The 18,177-nt window shown below is 30.9% G+C and carries 16 protein-coding genes; 5 read left to right on the forward strand and 11 right to left on the reverse strand.

Annotated elements, in window-relative coordinates:
• Positions 1–11 precede the first annotated feature (11 nt).
• The 8 genes from WG950_RS07305 to WG950_RS07340 form a co-directional block, all read right to left on the reverse strand.
• A complete protein-coding gene (locus tag WG950_RS07305) occupies positions 12–461 on the reverse strand; it encodes a retropepsin-like aspartic protease (RefSeq protein ID WP_340931323.1) in 450 nt (149 codons plus the stop codon).
• Positions 462–507: 46 nt separating this feature from the next.
• Entirely contained in the window at positions 508–1,299 is a 792-nt protein-coding gene (locus WG950_RS07310) for an alpha/beta hydrolase (protein ID WP_340931325.1), read from the reverse strand.
• Positions 1,300–1,381: 82 nt separating this feature from the next.
• Complete coding sequence (nqrF, locus tag WG950_RS07315; RefSeq protein ID WP_079738076.1) at positions 1,382–2,692, reverse strand: NADH:ubiquinone reductase (Na(+)-transporting) subunit F; 1,311 nt, start codon at positions 2,690–2,692, stop codon at positions 1,382–1,384.
• Between the two features lie 4 nt (positions 2,693–2,696).
• A complete protein-coding gene (gene nqrE / locus WG950_RS07320) occupies positions 2,697–3,422 on the reverse strand; it encodes an NADH:ubiquinone reductase (Na(+)-transporting) subunit E (RefSeq protein ID WP_077811033.1) in 726 nt (241 codons plus the stop codon).
• Between the two features lie 27 nt (positions 3,423–3,449).
• Positions 3,450–4,097 carry an NADH:ubiquinone reductase (Na(+)-transporting) subunit D gene (locus tag WG950_RS07325; protein ID WP_077811032.1) on the reverse strand — a complete coding sequence of 216 codons (648 nt, stop codon included), beginning with the start codon at positions 4,095–4,097 and terminating at the stop codon, positions 3,450–3,452.
• Between the two features lie 3 nt (positions 4,098–4,100).
• Positions 4,101–4,847, reverse strand: coding sequence for a Na(+)-translocating NADH-quinone reductase subunit C (locus WG950_RS07330; RefSeq protein ID WP_077811031.1), 747 nt, complete (start codon positions 4,845–4,847; stop codon positions 4,101–4,103).
• A 2-nt stretch (positions 4,848–4,849) separates the two neighbouring features.
• A complete protein-coding gene (locus WG950_RS07335; RefSeq protein ID WP_077811030.1) occupies positions 4,850–6,061 on the reverse strand; it encodes an NADH:ubiquinone reductase (Na(+)-transporting) subunit B in 1,212 nt (403 codons plus the stop codon).
• Positions 6,062–6,065: 4 nt separating this feature from the next.
• Positions 6,066–7,415, reverse strand: coding sequence for a Na(+)-translocating NADH-quinone reductase subunit A (locus WG950_RS07340; protein ID WP_340931334.1), 1,350 nt, complete (start codon positions 7,413–7,415; stop codon positions 6,066–6,068).
• Between the two features lie 284 nt (positions 7,416–7,699).
• On the opposite strand from WG950_RS07340, the gene WG950_RS07345 reads away from it, so the two are divergent.
• The 3 genes from WG950_RS07345 to WG950_RS07355 all read left to right on the forward strand — a co-directional run bounded on the left by WG950_RS07345 (position 7,700) and on the right by WG950_RS07355 (position 10,478).
• A complete protein-coding gene (locus WG950_RS07345) occupies positions 7,700–8,926 on the forward strand; it encodes a DUF5103 domain-containing protein (protein WP_340931336.1) in 1,227 nt (408 codons plus the stop codon).
• Between the two features lie 50 nt (positions 8,927–8,976).
• Positions 8,977–9,363 (forward strand): Co2+/Mg2+ efflux protein ApaG, encoded by a 387-nt coding sequence (gene apaG, locus WG950_RS07350; RefSeq protein ID WP_079738074.1) that lies wholly within the window; start codon positions 8,977–8,979, stop codon positions 9,361–9,363.
• Between the two features lie 146 nt (positions 9,364–9,509).
• Complete coding sequence (locus WG950_RS07355) at positions 9,510–10,478, forward strand: DUF3667 domain-containing protein (protein WP_340931338.1); 969 nt, start codon at positions 9,510–9,512, stop codon at positions 10,476–10,478.
• Here WG950_RS07355 and WG950_RS07360 read toward each other — a convergent pair.
• Entirely contained in the window at positions 10,475–11,155 is a 681-nt protein-coding gene (locus tag WG950_RS07360; RefSeq protein ID WP_340931340.1) for an NRDE family protein, read from the reverse strand. The genes WG950_RS07355 and WG950_RS07360 overlap by 4 nt on opposite strands.
• Before the next feature lie 156 nt (positions 11,156–11,311).
• Between WG950_RS07360 and pruA the strand changes: the two genes are divergently transcribed.
• Positions 11,312–12,937 (forward strand): L-glutamate gamma-semialdehyde dehydrogenase, encoded by a 1,626-nt coding sequence (pruA, locus tag WG950_RS07365; protein ID WP_079738071.1) that lies wholly within the window; start codon positions 11,312–11,314, stop codon positions 12,935–12,937.
• A gap of 58 nt (positions 12,938–12,995) precedes the next feature.
• Here pruA and WG950_RS07370 read toward each other — a convergent pair whose 3' ends face one another.
• On the reverse strand, positions 12,996–13,676 hold the full coding sequence (locus WG950_RS07370; RefSeq protein ID WP_340931343.1) for a hypothetical protein: 681 nt from the start codon (positions 13,674–13,676) through the stop codon (positions 12,996–12,998).
• The gene (locus tag WG950_RS07375; RefSeq protein ID WP_340931345.1) at positions 13,673–17,398 is read right to left on the reverse strand and encodes a reprolysin-like metallopeptidase; all 3,726 of its coding nucleotides are present in this window, start codon (positions 17,396–17,398) and stop codon (positions 13,673–13,675) included. Before WG950_RS07375 ends, WG950_RS07370 begins: the two co-directional genes overlap by 4 nt.
• Positions 17,399–17,462: 64 nt before the next feature.
• Here WG950_RS07375 and lipB point away from each other — a divergent pair, with 64 nt between their 5' ends.
• Entirely contained in the window at positions 17,463–18,170 is a 708-nt protein-coding gene (gene lipB / locus WG950_RS07380) for a lipoyl(octanoyl) transferase LipB (protein ID WP_340931346.1), read from the forward strand.
• Positions 18,171–18,177: the final 7 nt, after the last annotated feature.

Here is an 18,177-nt window from a genome sequence, read left to right on the forward strand (position 1 = left end):
TTATTAAATTATTATTTTTTTGTCTTTTTTAAATATAAAACATTTTTGTTGTAGTCTATAAAGGCTTTACCTTTCTGTAAAATATCTGCACCTATAATTCCATCAACTTCATCTGCATTATGCTGTTTAAGAGCAGTATTAACATGCGACAAGTCAAATAAAACAAGGTGTAATTGATTTGTTTTCCAACTACCAATTTTTAAATTATTATTTTCAGACATCTGAGTATCCATATCAATAGCTCCTGCACCCGCTGCTTTTGTTTCACTTTCTTCTGCAATTAACTTAAAATTAGAGATGGCATTTAAACCAACACAAGAATTAGATGCACCAGTATCTAATATAAATCGGCCTTTAACACCATTTATTTTAGCTTTTAATTCTAAATGATTAGTAGCTAAGGTTTTTAGTTTAACCTTTACGTATTTCTTTTTTTTTAATATTTTTTCTAATTTCTTCATAAAATAATATCAGAAATCAAAAATACGATTTAAAACAATTATAAAATTAATACGATAAAATTTCTTTCATTTTGTGTTTATAAATATCAGACTCTTTAATATTATGGTGCGTCCCACCATCAATAATAAAACAACTATTTTGTTTAGAAATATGTAGATTAATTAGTGCTATTGAATCTTTATAAGAAGTAGTAACGTCTCTATTACCATGAAATATTATAATTGGTGATTTTACCTTAATAATATCATTATCTGTTCTAAATTTATATTTAACTAAAAAAAGCGGAATAAATTTAGAATAGTTATGTATTGCTTTGGCTAAATTAAAAAACGGAGCTTCTAAAATTAAAATTTTTGGTTGGTTATGGCTTGCGATATGTGTTGCAAAAGTTCCTCCTAAAGAAAAACCATACACAATAATATTATTTTCTTTAAACAGATTTTTTAAATGATTATAAACACAAAGAGCATCTTTATACATTCCGTTTTCATTAAAATCACCGGTGCTTTTACCATAATTTCTATAGTCGAATACTAAAACTTCGTAATTGTTATCTAGAAAAAATTGCACTCTTTTACCCCAAGTAGATAAATTACCTTTATTTCCGTGGCAGAATAAAATTACTCCTTTAGGTTTTTCTAATTTAAAATGAATTGCATTGATTTCATTGTCTTCAGAAGTTTTGATAAAAACTTCTTCAAAAGTATTTTCAAAATTAAAATTGTAATTTCTATCTAATTTTTCTCCATTCTTGAATATAAATTTCTCCTGATTAAAGTATAAAACAAGAAAATAGATGATAATGAAAAATGGTAAAGAAAAATACAACACAATCATAAATAGATAAAGTTTCTACAAAATTAAAGCAATAAAAAAACCGATACAATTAGTATCGGTTTTTTTATAAAGTAATTGAGGTTTATCCTCCAAAATCATCAAAACGAATATTCTCGTCTGCAAGACCAAAATCTTCACCCATTTTCTGAACCGCTTTGTTCATCAATGGAGGTCCACAGAAATATAATTCTAAATCTTCTGGTGCATCGTGGTGATTTAAGTAATTATCGATAACACAATTGTGAATGAAACCAACAAAACCGTCTCCAGATTCATCATGAATGTCTTTTTTAACTTTCCAGTTATCTGCCTCTAAAGGATCTGATAAAGCTATATAAAATTTAAAGTTTGGAAAATCTTTTTCTAAAGCTCTAAAATGTTCGATATAGAATAATTCTGCTTTAGAACGACCACCGTACCAATATGTAACTTTTCTACCTGTTTTTAAAGTTCTGAATAAATGATATAAGTGAGAACGCATTGGTGCCATACCTGCACCACCACCAACATATAACATTTCTGCATCAGATTCGTTAATGAAGAATTCTCCGTAAGGTCCAGAGATCACACATTTATCACCTTTCTTTAAGTTAAAAATATAAGATGATGCTACTCCTGGATTTACATCCATCCATCCGCCTTTAGCTCTATCAAAAGGAGGTGTTGCAATACGAACATTTAACATAATTTCTCTACCTTCTGCTGGGTAAGAAGCCATAGAATAAGCTCTTTCAACAGTTTCAGTATTTTTCATTACTAACGGACGTAATTTGAACTTGTTCCACTCTGCTTCGAACTTATCTGGTGTTTCATGTTCTTCTGGGTGAGCTGTAATATCCATATCTGCATATTTAATCTCACAAGGTGGAATTTCAATTTGAATATAACCTCCGGCCTTGTAACCCATATCTTCTGGAATTTCAACAACAAATTCCTTGATAAAAGAAGCTACGTTGTAATTTCTTACAACTACAGCATCCCATTTCTTAATTCCGAAAATTTCTTCTGGAATTGAAATATTCATGTCTTGTTTCACTTTAACTTGACAAGCTAAACGTGCTCCTTCTTTTAATTCTTTTCTAGAAAAATGAGGTAATTCTGTTGGTAAAGCTTCTCCACCACCAGAGTTTACATGACATTCACATTGAATACACGTACCACCACCACCACAAGCAGATGGTAAAAAGATTTTATTACTACCTAAAGTCGATAATAAAGAATCTCCAGATGCTACTTCAATTTCTCTTTCACCATTAATCATAATCTTTACAGGACCAGATGGTGATAATTTTTGTTTTACAAATAGTAGTAATGCTACTAATACTAAAGTTAATAGTAAAAAAGCTGCTACTGTTGCAATAATGGTTCCTGTTGTACCTGCTGCTAATATCATGCTACTATTGGTTTATATTTGTATTTTCAGCTACAATTTCTTTAGCCTCTTTAATTTTCTCTTCTTTTTGCACTTTAGCTTCTTCTACTGGTTCTCCTTCTTTCTTCTCATCACCTCCAGTTAACATTCCACCGAAACTCATAAATCCAATTGCCATTAAACCAGTAATTATAAATGTAATTCCTAATCCTCTTAAAGCAGGTGGAACACTAGAGTATCTAATTTTTTCACGAATTGCAGCAATAGCTAAAATTGCTAAAAACCAACCAATTCCTGAACCTACACCATAAGTTAATGCTAAACCTAACGTAGGAATCTCTCTTGATTGCATAAATAAACTTCCTCCTAAGATTGCACAGTTTACCGCAATTAATGGTAAGAAAATACCTAATGAGTTGTATAATGATGGTGAAAATTTTTCAACAATAATTTCTACCAATTGTACCATTGTTGCAATTGTTGCAATAAACATGATAAAAGATAAGAAACTTAAGTCGTAAGCTGCATATTCTGGACCTAACCATACCAATGCTCCTTCTTTTAAAATATATTGATCTAATAACCAGTTTAAAGGTACAGTTACTGCAAGTACAAAAATTACTGCAGCACCTAAACCAACAGCTGTGGCTACTTTTTTAGATACAGCAAGGTAAGAACACATCCCTAAGAATGTAGCAAATACCATGTTGTCTATAAATATCGATTTGAAAAATAATTCTATATGTTCCATATTCTATATTATTTAAACGCTTAGCGTCTAGTTTTCTTCTATTAATGATTTATTTTTAGAACGCTGTATCCAGATAATAATACCTACAACAATTAATGCCATTGGTGATAATAGCATAAAACCATTATTTTCATAACCAATTGCATACAATCCTGTTTTCTCTATTGGATCTCCTAAAACTTTAAATCCTAATAAAGTACCAGAACCTAATAATTCTCTAAAGAAACCAACAATTACTAATATTACACCATAACCAACTGCATTACCTATACCGTCTAAGAAAGATCTCCATGGCCCGTTACCTAAAGCAAAAGCCTCAAAACGTCCCATTATGATACAGTTTGTAATAATCAATCCCACAAAAACAGATAGTGTTTTACTTAGTTCGTAAGCAAAAGCTTTTAAAACTAAATCTACTATAATTACAAGAGTAGCAACTACAATTAGTTGTACAATAATTCTAATTTTTGATGGTATAATGTTTCTCATTAAAGAGATCACTACGTTTCCTAAACCTAATACAAACATTACAGAAATTGCCATTACAATAGATGCTTTTAACTCTGCTGTAATTGCTAATGCAGAACAAATACCTAATACTTGTATAGTAATTGGGTTATTATCTGCTAATGGGTCTGTAAGTAATACTGCGTCTTTTTTTGATAAAAGTCCCATAAATTATTTTTTTAAGTTTTTGAAGTAAGGCACGTAAAGTGCTAAATCTTTCTTTATCATAGCAGAAATACCATCACCAGTAATTGTTGCACCAGCAATTGCGTCTACTTCATAATCTGTTTTGTCTTCGTTTTTTGGATCGTTGTTTCCTTTAGCAACAGTAATCCCTTTAAAAGCACCAGATTCTGTCATTAAATGTTCGCCAATAAAGTCGTCCATAAAATAACGTTGTTTGATGTTTGCTCCTAAACCAGGTGTTTCTCCTTTATGATCAAAATAAGCACCTTGAACAATCATGTTTTCATCCATAGAAACATATCCCCAAATAGCATCCCATAAACCTTTTCCTCTAATAGGAGCTACGTAATATGTTTTACCATCTTTTTCTCCAACAAATAAAGGTAATTTTCTTACTTTACCTGCTTTAGCGTTTGCTTGCTGCTTTTTAACATCAATTAAATACGCATCATCACTTTCAGAAACTTTGTCTCCTTCGATAACGATTTGCTTTTTTATGTATTTAGAAAACTCTTCTCCTGCGATTGATGTAGATACAAAGTTTGCACTAGATTCGTCGTTTTCATTAACACCCATAGCATACAAAATATTTTGTTGCTTTTCTATTCTCTCATTTTCTTTGATTGTAGGCTTTAAAGACGATGCTAAAAAGGCTAACAAAGAACCAACAATTAATACCATTACTACGGCAAAAACCATTGTATAACCATTACTATCTGTTCTCTTACTCATAATTAGGCAGTTTTAACTTTAGTACGTTTTAATCTTCTTTTTACGTTTCCTTGAACCACATAATGGTCTATTGTTGGAGCAAATACATTCATTAATAAGATTGCTAAAAATACTCCTTCTGGGTAAGCTGGGTTAAATACACGAATCATAATTGAAATAAAACCAATTAAGAAACCATAAATCCATTTACCTTTATTTGTTTGCGATGCTGTTACAGGATCTGTTGCCATAAATACAGCACCAAATGCTAAACCACCAATCATTAAGTGTTCCCACCAAACAGTGTTCATTAATCCGTAGAATTTACTAGAATCTGTAATAATTTCTGCTGCTACAATTTGATTAAAAATTAATCCCATAACTGCTGCTCCTATAAATGTAGAAACTATAATTCTCCAGCTTCCTATTTTGGTAAAAATTAAAAAGGCTGCTCCTAAAAGAATTAATAATGTAGATGTTTCTCCTACAGAACCAGGAATAAATCCTGCAAACTTGTCCCAAGTAGAATAAATTACTTCTTGATTTTGTGCGTAACTACCTAAAATAGTTTCTCCAGAAATTGCATCTGCAGTACCTACTCTATTTACTGCATCATGAACCCAAACTTTATCTCCAGACATCCATGTTGGATATGCAAAGAATAAAAATGCTCTAATAGTTAAAGCTGGGTTTAAAATATTCATACCTGTACCACCAAATACTTCTTTACCAATTACAACTCCAAATACAACTGCAACTGCTAACATCCATAAAGGTGTGTCGATTGGTACAATTAATGGCACTAACATACCTGTTACTAAATACCCTTCTTCTACTTCATGACCTTTAATTACAGCAAAAATAAATTCTACAATAAGACCAACTCCGTAAGAAACGATTACTAAAGGCAATACTTTAATAATACCTATCCATAGATTATCCCAAGTTAAAAAAGAACCTAACACTGTAAATTCTGATGTAATACCTTGAGCTCTTTCTATAGCTGCATAATGCTGGTAACCTGCATTAAACATTCCGAAAAGCAAACATGGTATTAAAGCCATAATTACAATATTCATTGTACGCTTTAAATCATCTGCTGCTTTAATATGAGTTCCTCCGTGAGTCACTTCATTCGGCAAATATAAAAAGGTATGGATTGCGTTAAACGCAGGAGCCATTTTTGTTCCTTTATATTTCTCTTTTAAATTATGTAAGTTTTGTTTTAAGCTCATAACTTTATCCTAATTCTTCTCTCATTAAATCTAAACCTTCACGAATAATCTTCTGATGTGGTTGTTTAGATACACAAATAAATTCTGTTAGTGCAAAATCTTCTGGCGCTACTTCGTAACCACCTAAAGCTTCCATTTCATCTAAATCTTTATACATAAATGCTTTTAATAATTGCATCGGATAAATATCTAAAGGAAAAACTTGCTCGTAAGAACCTGTAACAACAAAGGCTCTATGCTCACCATTAGTATTGGTGTTAAGATCGTATTTTTTCTTAGGGTTTAACCAAGAAAAAGTTAATGCTCTAGAAGTAGATACTTTATTAAAAACTGGTTTATTCCAACCAAAAAATTCATAATCATCTCCTTCTGGAATTGCAGTTATTTGATTATCGTAATAACCTAAAAACTCATCTAACTTTACTTCTTTACCCGTAAGTACGTTTCCAGAAATAACTCTAGTATTATCGTTTTCTACATTATTAGCAACTAAATCTTCTATCGATGCACCAGCAATTGCTGTTACATATTGAGGTTTGCTAAATTTAGAACCTGTTAAAGCAACTGTTCTAGTTAAATTTAACTTTCCTGTTAAGAATAACTCACCAATAATCACTAAATCTTGTGGTGTAATAACCCAAACAACTTCACCTTTATTAATAGGATCTATTTTTGCAATTTGAGTACCAACATTACCAGATGGATGCGGCCCAGAAACTTTATGCAATTCTACTCCTGTTAATTTTGATAAAGGAGAAACTGAATTTGAACCAACAGATACGTGTACTTTACCAGCTGTTAATTTAGAAACAGCTGTTATAGCTGCTTGTAATTCTGCTTCTTTACCAGCAAGAGTGTAATCTAAGTCTGCTGCTAAAGGTGCACTTGCATATGCAGAAACAAATATTGCTTTTGGTGCTTGGTTTGGATTTGCAACAATGTCATAAGGACGTTGTTTTACAAATGGCCAACAACCAGAAGCAAATAAGTAATCTTTCACCTCATCTGCAGACATATTGCTTGCATCTTTAGCACCAAATTCTTTATATACTTGTGTAGCATCTGCAGCAATTTTAACTGCTAAAACTTTTCTTCTTGCCCCACGTATTACCTCTACTACTTTACCAGAAACCGGACTAGGAAATAAAATACGTTCGTCACTTTTTGAATGGAAAAGTGATTCTCCTGCTTTTACCTCTGCACCTTCTTTGGCTGTAAGTTTTGGTATTATTCCGTGAAAATCTTCTGGCTTAACTGCATAAACACTACTTTGTGAAACCTTAGTAGTATTTTTTTCTGCAACGCCAACAAGCTTAATATCTAAGCCTTTTTTAATACGAATGTCTTTTGACATAGTAAATTGGAATGTTTAGTTATCTAAAAAAATCAAGCAAAAATAAAGATTTTGACGATGAAGATTCACATAAATGAGGCTTAATCTTGGTTAAATATTCTTATTTATATTTATTCTAAATAATTTATTATTTAGAAAACCTTGTTGTTTTTTTGATAAAAATAAAAACATCCTAATTAAAATTGATATTTGAATAATTATTCTTATTAATTTTACAATTTCAATAAAAAAGGTACAGTCTTTGCTTTTAATACCAGTGTAATAAATTTAGTATTTTAAAAAATATGATAAAATTCATCCTTAAGAAATTTACTTTTATTTTTTTAATCTTTTGCTCACTTACAAATGCGCAAAACATTAAAACAATTCAATTAAGGCCGCTACAAGAAAACAATTTTGTTGCTATTGTTCCTCTAGGCACAACTTTAGAACTTTCTTTTGATGATTTAGATGCAGACAGCAAAGAGTACCAATATAAAATAGAAAGAAAAACGCACGATTGGAAAAAAAGCCGATTACTTTCTAGCCAATTTATAAATGGTTTTGATCAAAATACAATTATAGATGTTACAAATTCTTTTAATACACTGCAAAATTACACACATTATAAAGTACAAATACCTAACGCAAATACAGCAATTACTAAAAGCGGCAATTACTTAATATCAATTTTAAATACTTATGATGAAGTTGTATTTTCTAGAAGATTTGTATTGTATGAAGACAAAGCAATTGTGCCAGTTTCTGTTGTTAGAAGCAGAAATACGAAGACGTTAAATACACAACAAACTGTTCAATTTTCAGTAAATTATAACGGGTTGAGAATAAATAATCCTAACCAAGAAATTAATGTTACCATTTTAAAAAATAACAATTGGCAAGAAACAATTAGCAATTTATCACCTACTTTTTATAAACCGAATCAGTTATTATATACTTACACAAATAAAACAAATTTTTGGGGCGGAAATGAATATTTAAACTTTGATAGTAAATTAATAAGAAATACAAGTTTAAATATTGTAAAAGTTTTAAGAGACGATATTTATCATCATTATATTTATCCTTTCACTTATAACAAATACAGACAATATAGCTACAACCCTGATATTAACGGACAATTTCTAGTCAGAAATTTAGAAGTAAACAACAGTAACACAGAAGCAGATTATGCTTTAATGCATTTTACATTAGAAGTAGAAGAAATGTTTAAAGAAAAGGAACTTTATATTTATGGCGCTTTTAATAATTTTACTATTTCTGATGAAAACAGAATGTATTTTGACCCAAAAACAAATACATACAGAGCAAATATTCTACTAAAACAAGGTTTTTACAATTATACTTTTGCATCCGTAGGAAAAGACAACGTTCTAAACACCAACGAAATTAACGGTAGTTTTTTTGAAACAGAAAACGAGTACACTGTTTTGGTGTATTATAAACCAATTGGTAGTTTGTATGATAGAGTTATTGGTGTTGGCAAAGGCTATTTTAATCAAAATAACTAATTTGTAAATTGATTTGTAAAAACAAATCAAAAAAACTACTTTTACTATGTATGATAGAATTAGTAACAAAAGGCATAAAAATTTCTGTAAAAACTAACTACAATGGTTCTAGTTATAGAAACAACAGGCTTCATCATGTTTTTTCTTATACTATATCGATTACAAATCAAAGTGAAAACAAGGTAAAACTAACAGATCGATTCTGGAAAATTTTTGATTCACAAAATCAAACTGAAATAGTTAGCGGAGAAGGTGTTGTTGGACAAACACCAATTTTAGAACCAAACGATCATTACACATATAAATCTGGTTGTTTTTTAACATCTAATATCGGCGCAATGAAAGGTTTTTACACAATGATTAACTTAGAAACTTACGAGCAATTTAAAGTATATATCCCAACTTTTCAACTAACAACTACCGCCTTATTAAACTAGCTAAAAAAAAGAATAAAGTTGCTAAAATTCAAGATCCTGCTTGTTTAAATTGCGGACATCCATTTAGCGGTCACGAAAAATTTTGCCCAGAATGTGGACAAGAAAATAAAGGAGATAAAATAACTTTTGTAACTTTTGTTTACGAAATGTTTAATGGTGTTTTTAATTTTGATGCAAAGTTTTGGAAAACTTTAATTCCGCTACTTACCAACCCAGGTAAAGTTTCTAAAGACTACAAAGAAGGCAAAAGAAGTAGATATTCCAATCCTTTTAGATTTTACATTACCGTTTCTATAATTTCATTCTTAATTTTAGGTTTAAAAATTAATTACAAAAAATATCAGGCTTTAGTTAAGGCTGATGTTCAAAAAGAATTAAGTATTAACGAAAAGATTAACAATACAGAAATAGAAAGAGACTCCATTACTAAAATTGTGCAAAAGGAATTGGATAAGTCTATTATTCCGATTTCTAAAAAACAAAAAAAAGAAATTCTTGATGACATAGAAAAGGAAGAAAATGACAGTATAAAAAAGAAAAAAGCGAAAAAAAGAAATTTTAGTTTTGGAAAAGGAACTAGAATAGAAAAATTTTTAGAATTTCAAAAAGAACATCCAAAAACAGATGTAGATGATGCACTAGATTCTTTAAAATATAGTAAAAACTTTAACAATAGATTTCTATATCAAAGAGTAAAAGTGATGAATAAAGTAATGGACGACAATGATAGTTATGATAAGTTTGTTAACGAATCTCTGTCTTACATCTCTATTTCTTTATTTATATTTCTACCATTATTTACGCTCTTTTTAAAACTTTTATATGTTAGAAGAAAATTTACATATGTAGACCATCTAATATTTGTGTTTCATACACAAACTGTTTTTTTTATGCTGCTAACAATCGTATATATTTTAAGTTTTTTTATGAAAGTAGAAAACGCTTCTATTTTTATATTGATATTCTTAACCTACTTGTTTTTAGCGATGAAAAAGTTTTACAACCAAGGTTATATAAAAACACTATTTAAATTTCTAATGTTGAATTTTGTCTACATGATTATGGCAGTTTTAGGAGTAGTTTTAGTTACTTTAATCTCTTTTGCTATTTATTAATTTACAAAATCTAAATACAACATATTTACAGAAGAACTTTCTTTTTTTACTGAAGTTACACTTACTGTTTCTACAATATCACGTTTCATTTTTAAAGATATATCTGCAGTCCCTTTACTTTCATTCTGATGAAATTGAAGAATATTATCTTGCTCAAATACCGTATTAATATCCAACCACTCAGAAAACCAAATACGTCTTTGCGTTTTCATTTCATCAGTATATAATGTAGAAGAAGACCAAATTTTTGGCTCTTGAGGTAATTCTGTAAAATGTTTTTGTTCTCCGTCCCAAACCAATTCAAAAGTTTTTAAACAATTTTCCCAATCTACAAGAATCAATGTAAATGGCTCAATTCCTTCAAAATCAAATTGATTAATAAAAGAAACAGCATTAGCGTCTGTTAATATTTTTTTAACGATTACACCTCTACTCATCTTGTAAGAATCTTTTCTTTTATGAATCGTAAAACCGCCATTTAACAAACAAACCAATCGTTTTTTACCACTTAAACCAATCCATGTTCCGCCAGCAACTTCATCCTTAGGATATGTTAAAACCACACCATCTTCTACATAATCTTTAGGTGGTAATGTTTTTCTTAAAGGTGTTTCGTCTCTATTAGATGTTAAAATAAAATTCTTATTACCTAAAGGAAGGTACGTAACTGTGCACATATTATAATTTAAATTTAATTATTAAAATTTTTACATTGACGCTCTAAAATTAAATTATTCTCAATAAAAGAGATTAAAAATCGGCTTAATTTATTGAAACAAAAATTGTAACTTTGAAACTCAAAATTAGTAGATTAAAACTTAAAATCATACAATATGGCAAGAGGATTTTTTAATGTTCCAAAAGCAGTAAACGAACCAGTAAAAAGCTATGCTCCGGGTTCTCCTGAAAGAGAAGAATTATTAGCAACTTACAAAACCATGTTTAACGACAATATTGATGTGCCAATGCATATTAATGGAGAAGAAGTTAGAACTGGTAACACAAAAAACATTACACCTCCGCATGATCATAAACATGTAGTAGGTCAATATCATACAGCAGACAAATCTCACGTAGAATCTGCTATTTCTACAGCTTTAGCTGCAAGAGAGGCTTGGTCTTCTGTTTCTTGGATGGAAAGAGCTTCTATTTTCTTAAAGGCTGCAGAATTATTAGCAGGACCTTACAGAGCAAAAATGAATGCTGCAACAATGATTGCACAATCTAAAAACGTACATCAAGCAGAAATTGATGCTGCTTGTGAAATGATAGATTTCTTTAGGTTTAATGTAGAATATATGACTGATATTTTTAAAGATCAGCCTGCATCTGCACCAGGAATCTGGAACAGAGTAGAATATAGACCATTAGAAGGTTTTGTGTATGCAATTTCTCCTTTTAATTTTACTTCTATCGCTGCAAACTTACCAGCATCTGCTGCCTTAATGGGTAATGTTGTTGTTTGGAAACCTTCTGATCACCAAGCATATTCTGCACAAGTAATTGTAGACTTATTTAAAGAAGCTGGTTTACCAGACGGTGTAATTAACGTTGTTTATGGTGATCCTGTTATGATTTCTGATACCGTTTTAGAGTCTCCAGATTTTTCTGGATTACATTTTACAGGTTCTACTTTTGTTTTTAAAGAACTATGGAAACAAATTGGTACAAACATTCATACATACAAAACCTACCCAAGAATTGTAGGAGAAACTGGTGGTAAAGATTTTATCTGGGCACATAATTCTGCAAATCCGTTACAAATTGCAACAGCAATTACAAGAGGAGCATTTGAGTATCAAGGTCAAAAATGTTCTGCAGCATCACGTGCTTACATTCCTACTTCTATTTGGGGAGATGTTAAAAAACATTTAGAAGCACAAATTTCTGAATTAAAAATGGGTACTCCAGAAGATCCAACTAACTTTGTAAACGCTGTAATACACGAAGGTTCTTTCGACAAAATTGCTAAGTATATCGATATCGCAAAAGAAGATAAAGATGCAGAAGTAATTATTGGAGGTAACTACGATAAATCTGTTGGATACTTTATAGAACCAACTGTTATTTTAGCTAAATCACCAACATTTGCAACTATGACAACAGAGCTTTTTGGTCCTGTTATGACAATTTATTTATACGAAGATGCAGAATGGGAAGCTTCTTTAAAACTAGTTGATGAATCTACAGAATATGCTTTAACAGGTGCAATTTTATCTACGGATAGATATATTGTAGAAAAAGCATCGAAAGCTTTAGAAAATGCTGCAGGTAACTTCTATATTAACGACAAGCCAACAGGTGCTGTTGTAGGACAACAACCGTTTGGAGGAGCAAGAGCTTCTGGAACAAATGACAAAGCTGGTTCTGCTCAAAACTTATTACGTTGGACTTCTGTTAGATTGATAAAAGAAACATTTGTAACACCAACAGATTACAAATATCCTTTCTTAGGATAATATATTTTAAACAAAAAAAGCCTCATCAAATTGATGAGGCTTTTTTTATTATCTTTTTTTAATTTACAGAAAAAGTAGCAATCTGACCAATAGAAGTTGCACCTGAATTATCTGTAACATTCACTTTCCATGAATATGTTTTACCAGAAGCTACAGAAACATCATACATTTTTTCAGAGAGAGATTTAGTCACGGAATTAATTACATCATCTTCACCAAAAAACACTTCGTAAGTTAAAGTATCGTCTGTGTTGATATCCGAAGCATCCCAAGTTAAACTTAAATTACCAGCATTTACTGTTGCATTATCTGTTGGTGTTTTTAAATCTGCCATAAAAGGAGCATAATTTGTTACACCATCACCTTTGGTAAAAAAAGCAAAAACTTCTGATTTACTAGATAGATTATTGGTAACATCAATAGCACTTACTTGCCAATAAAAAGCTGTTGCCTTTTCTAAAGTTATGGTTGCACCTGTAGAAGAAATAGTTCTATTTTCTATTACTTCTACTAATTGCCTGTCTTTGGCAATTATAAGATTATATTCTAAATCGTCATTATCAGGATCGATAGCAGCACTCCAATTAAATGCAATTGTATTGTCTGTGCATAACAAATCTTTAGAAGGAAATGTTAATTGAACAATACTTGGCGCTTGATTAGCGGGTTGTTTTTTAGAACACCTTACCAAAAAAAAGCTAATGCAAAATGCGCAAAAAATAATTATTGATTTTCTCATTCTTTTAATAATTTAATTGGTTTCGCATCTATTGATAATTTTAAAATATAGATTCCTTTTGCATAATTTTTAAACGGAATAGTCACAGAATTATCTTGCACCTTTTCTGTATTCTGATATACCTTCTTACCTTGAACATCAAAAATTAAAACATCTATTATACTTTTTTCGGTTCCTATTGGAAGTAATAACTCTACAGCATCTACAACTGGGTTTTTCAACAATAAAACATCTTCTATCGTTGTCTTAAAAACGCCCTCACATTCTTTAGCCGTTTTTATTTCTAGTTTACCACCTTCTTTAAATTCAACTTCAAAATTAGTATCGTTAGAAACTCTAACAAGTTTTTCATTTAAAAACACATTGTAAGGCGCAGTACCCTTTGCAACGTTAAAAGTATATTTTCTTAATCCGTTTTCTGCAGTTGCTTTTAAAGAAATTTGTTGCGCTGCTACAATTTCTACTTCAAAACATTGTGTGTATTCTAGTTCTTCTGTTTCTATACAAACAGTGTAAATTCCTAGATTTAAATTTTCAAACATTGTTGAAGAACCGCTTATTTGAGAATTTAAAAGTGTTGAACTACCCGTTACAGTTACATTATAAGTAAAAGATGTTTGTTTTACATCAACTTTAATTATTCCGTCATTTTCACTTACACAAGTTTCTGACGTCGTCTGTACAGAAATATTACTTGTGTCTATTTCCGGCTCTGTTACTGTTATCGAGTAATCTTCTACTTCTCCCCACTCGGTTTTTTGATCTGCATCACATGGTCCGTCTCCAAAACCGTCATCAGGATCATCATATTCTATCAAAACTCTCATTGTTGTTTTACCAAACTTAGCATCCGAAGGAACATTTATACTAAACGTAGCCGTAGAAATATCTTCTAGTTTTGTACCTAAATCATATCTTTCTGTTTCTTTATCAAAAATAAAATCTCTATTCCAATCGATAAAAACATAACAGTGATCTTGAAAACCTGCCGTATCAAAAGTTACTGTAATTGTATAAGTTTCATTTCTAAAAACGTTGGTATTTATAGCAGTAAAGTCTTGGTAACCATCTACAGTATCGTTGCCAGAAGTGTTATTTATAGAATTAAAAGTTACGTTTGTAATATGTTCTGAACCACCTGCTTCATCTGTATAAGTAGCAGCACAATATTCTGGCGTTTCTGTAGTAAACCTAAAAGGAGTAGAAAACGCCCCTTCGTTACAATTGTTTACACCTTTAACTCTCCAATAATATTCTGTATTAGGATTTAAATTATTAACTTGATAGTTATTAGTGCTTGAAGTTCCTGAAGAAACTATATCTGTAAAATTAGAATTAGACGAAACTTCTACATTATAAGAACTTGCATTCACATCTTCTTGCCAAGTTAATATTTCTATTAACGAAACTTCCGTCGCCTGATTAGTTGGTGTTAACAAAGTAGTTACAGCCAAATTAGCATCAGTAATATTTAAACTTAAGTTTATTGTTTGATTAACACTTGTGCTATTTGCTGCTATATTAATTTCATAATCTCCTGCTGTAATTCCGTCTAAATTAGAAACAGACAATGTTACATTACCGTCGCTATTTATAGAAGTCGGATTAAAACTAACTACAGAACCAGAAGGATTATCGGTTGCTGCAAATGTTACGTTTTCTGAATATCCATTGATAAAATCTAAATTTAGAATATAATCTACTGTTTGATTTCCGGTGTTACAAACAGACAATTCTCCGCTGGTATTTGTAATCAAAAAAGAAGGCGTTGTAGATTCTATTTCGAAATTTACTGCGTTTACATTATAAAATATATTGTCTGCAGCTTCTACCAATATTCTAGCTTGTGTTGTAACATTATTGGGCACAGAAATCACTTCTGAACCATCGTTTGCTGTATTTGCTGCTAAAATTATTGGAAACGTTAATCCGCCATCTATTGACAGTCTTATATTAACGTTAGCACAATTTATTGGCGCAACATCTGTTGTCCCCTTATTCCATGTTATTGTTTGAGAACTACCAGCATCCCAAACAGTTGTAGTATTTTGAGAGGTAACAGTAAAAGCCTCTGCATCTTCAACAGTTACAATCATATCATCTCTAGAAGTTCCGCCACCTGTATTGTTGTTATCTCTAACCAATAAAGAAAAATTCATTTCTCTTGCTACGCTTGGTAAAACTTCCCAAGTAGAAGAAACGCTACCAGAAATAACTGTTGCTAAAGCAGGCATGTATCTATCCGAAGAAACCTTAGAAGGTAAAGACCTAAACATAGGACCTACATTGTTGGTGCTATTTGGTGGCATTGCACCAACCTCGTTATCTGTTTGTTCCCAATTATAAGTTAAAGAAGAAACGCCGTCTGCATCTGTAGCATTACCTCTTAATACAAAAGGTGTAGATTTAGGAATACTATAATCTAAACCTGCACTAGCAACTGGTGCACTGTTGTTATTACTTGTTAAAGTGGCACAACTTGCAGTAGAAGCAATTACATTTTGCATTTGTTTTATACTAACTGCATGAAAATAATCATCACTTTGATCTTGTACATTTGGCGCACAAATACCAGCATACCCCATAATTGTAGAAGCACTTCCTGGTTCTACAGCAGTGGTATTTGTTCTTTGGCAATCGTTATTTTGTGTATGAGTTGCACCAAATTGATGCCCCATTTCGTGTGCTACAAAATCAATATCATAAGGATCTCCAATAGGCGAACTTCTTCCTGTAACTCCTTTTGCTTTTTGACCAGTAACACAAACAACCCCTAAACCAGCTAAACCATCTCCGCCAATACTAAAAATATGCCCAATATCGTAATTGGCTGTTCCTATTCTAGCATCTGCAATGGTTTGTACTTCATCAATCATTTCATCAGGATCTCCATCTGTAATGTTATCTGTATCTGCATCTAAGAAAATTACTTCATCATTATTTTCAACAATAACCATTTTAACGGCTAAATCTTTTTCGAATAACCCGTTAACCCTTGTCATAGAAGTATTCATAGCAGATAAAACTGCCGCCTTTTTTTCTGAATCTGATGCAGCAGTAGAAATACCTTGATTATTTAAGTGAAACTGCGCATATTCTCCGCTACAAACCAAAGCCAATCTAAAAGTTCTTAAATTTCCATCGTTTAAAGATTTTGCAGCAATTTCTGGTGAAACTTGTTTGCTTGCAACTTCTTCTACATCACATTTAAAATGATGATCTTCTTCTTTTAAATCTGAGGTTTTATATACAATATATTTTTTATTATCTTTTGAATATGGATCTACGTATATCGTTTTACCGTTTGTAGAAAATATTACTGCATGAAATCCATCTAAACCAACACTTACTTTAGCAAAAGAGGTTGGATTTGTAATACCGATTGCTGTGTACGATTTTATCGAAGGAAACTTTTCGGCTAATCCTTTTTCAAAATTTGAAGATTCTTTTAATTTAAAAAGCTCTAGATCTCCTTCTGAATTGGGTAATTTTATGGTAGCAAAAGCCGTTTTAGCTTTAGAATTTAAATTCGTTTTTATCTGGTTTACATCTAAATTATACAGAGAAAATTTATCTGGAAAATTTTTAAAACTTCTTAACTCTTTCTTTTGTAAAGTACTGGTATTTTGATCTATTTTTTGCCAAATTTCTTGACCTTGTACACCAAACGATAAAGATACTAGAAAAGCAGTTATTAATAATTTATTTAGTTTTATCACCATAATAATATTTTGAAGATTAGGGGTTTCCAAATATAAGGAAATATTTATCTTTGTAGTCGATAATATGAACAGAAACATACTACTTAAAGACTTAAAAGTCAAAGATTACAAAGATACTTGGGATTATCAAACTAAACTTTTACAAGATATTGTAGATGTTAAAATTGCTAATCGAAGAAAAAACCTGAACCAAACTACGGATAACCACCTACTTTTTGTAGAACATCCGCACGTTTACACTTTAGGTAAAAGTGGAGATTTGAGTAATTTATTATTAAACGAGAAACAATTAGAAGAAAAAGGAGCTACATTTTATAAAATAAATCGTGGTGGCGATATTACGTATCATGGACCAGGGCAAATTGTAGGTTATCCTATTTTAGATTTAGAGAATTTTTTTACTGATATTCATAAATATCTACGTCTTTTAGAAGAAAGTATAATTTTAACAATTGCAGAATATGGTTTAAAAGGTGAAAGAAGTGATGGCGAAACCGGAGTTTGGTTAGACGTTGGAACACCGTTTGCACGTAAAATTTGCGCAATGGGAATTCGTTCTTCTCGTTGGGTTACCATGCATGGTTTTGCTTTAAACGTTAACACCAATTTAGGTTATTTCGACAATATTATTCCGTGTGGAATTAGAGGAAAAGCAGTTGCTTCGATGGAAGCAGAATTAGGTGAAAAACTAGATTTAGAAGAAGTAAAATCTAAAATTTTAAAACATTTTAAAAATCTTTTTGAGGTGAATGAGTTTGTAACCGCAGATTAATTCTTTT

The sequence above is a fragment of the Polaribacter marinaquae genome, assembly GCF_038019025.1.
Lineage (GTDB): Bacteria > Bacteroidota > Bacteroidia > Flavobacteriales > Flavobacteriaceae > Polaribacter > Polaribacter marinaquae.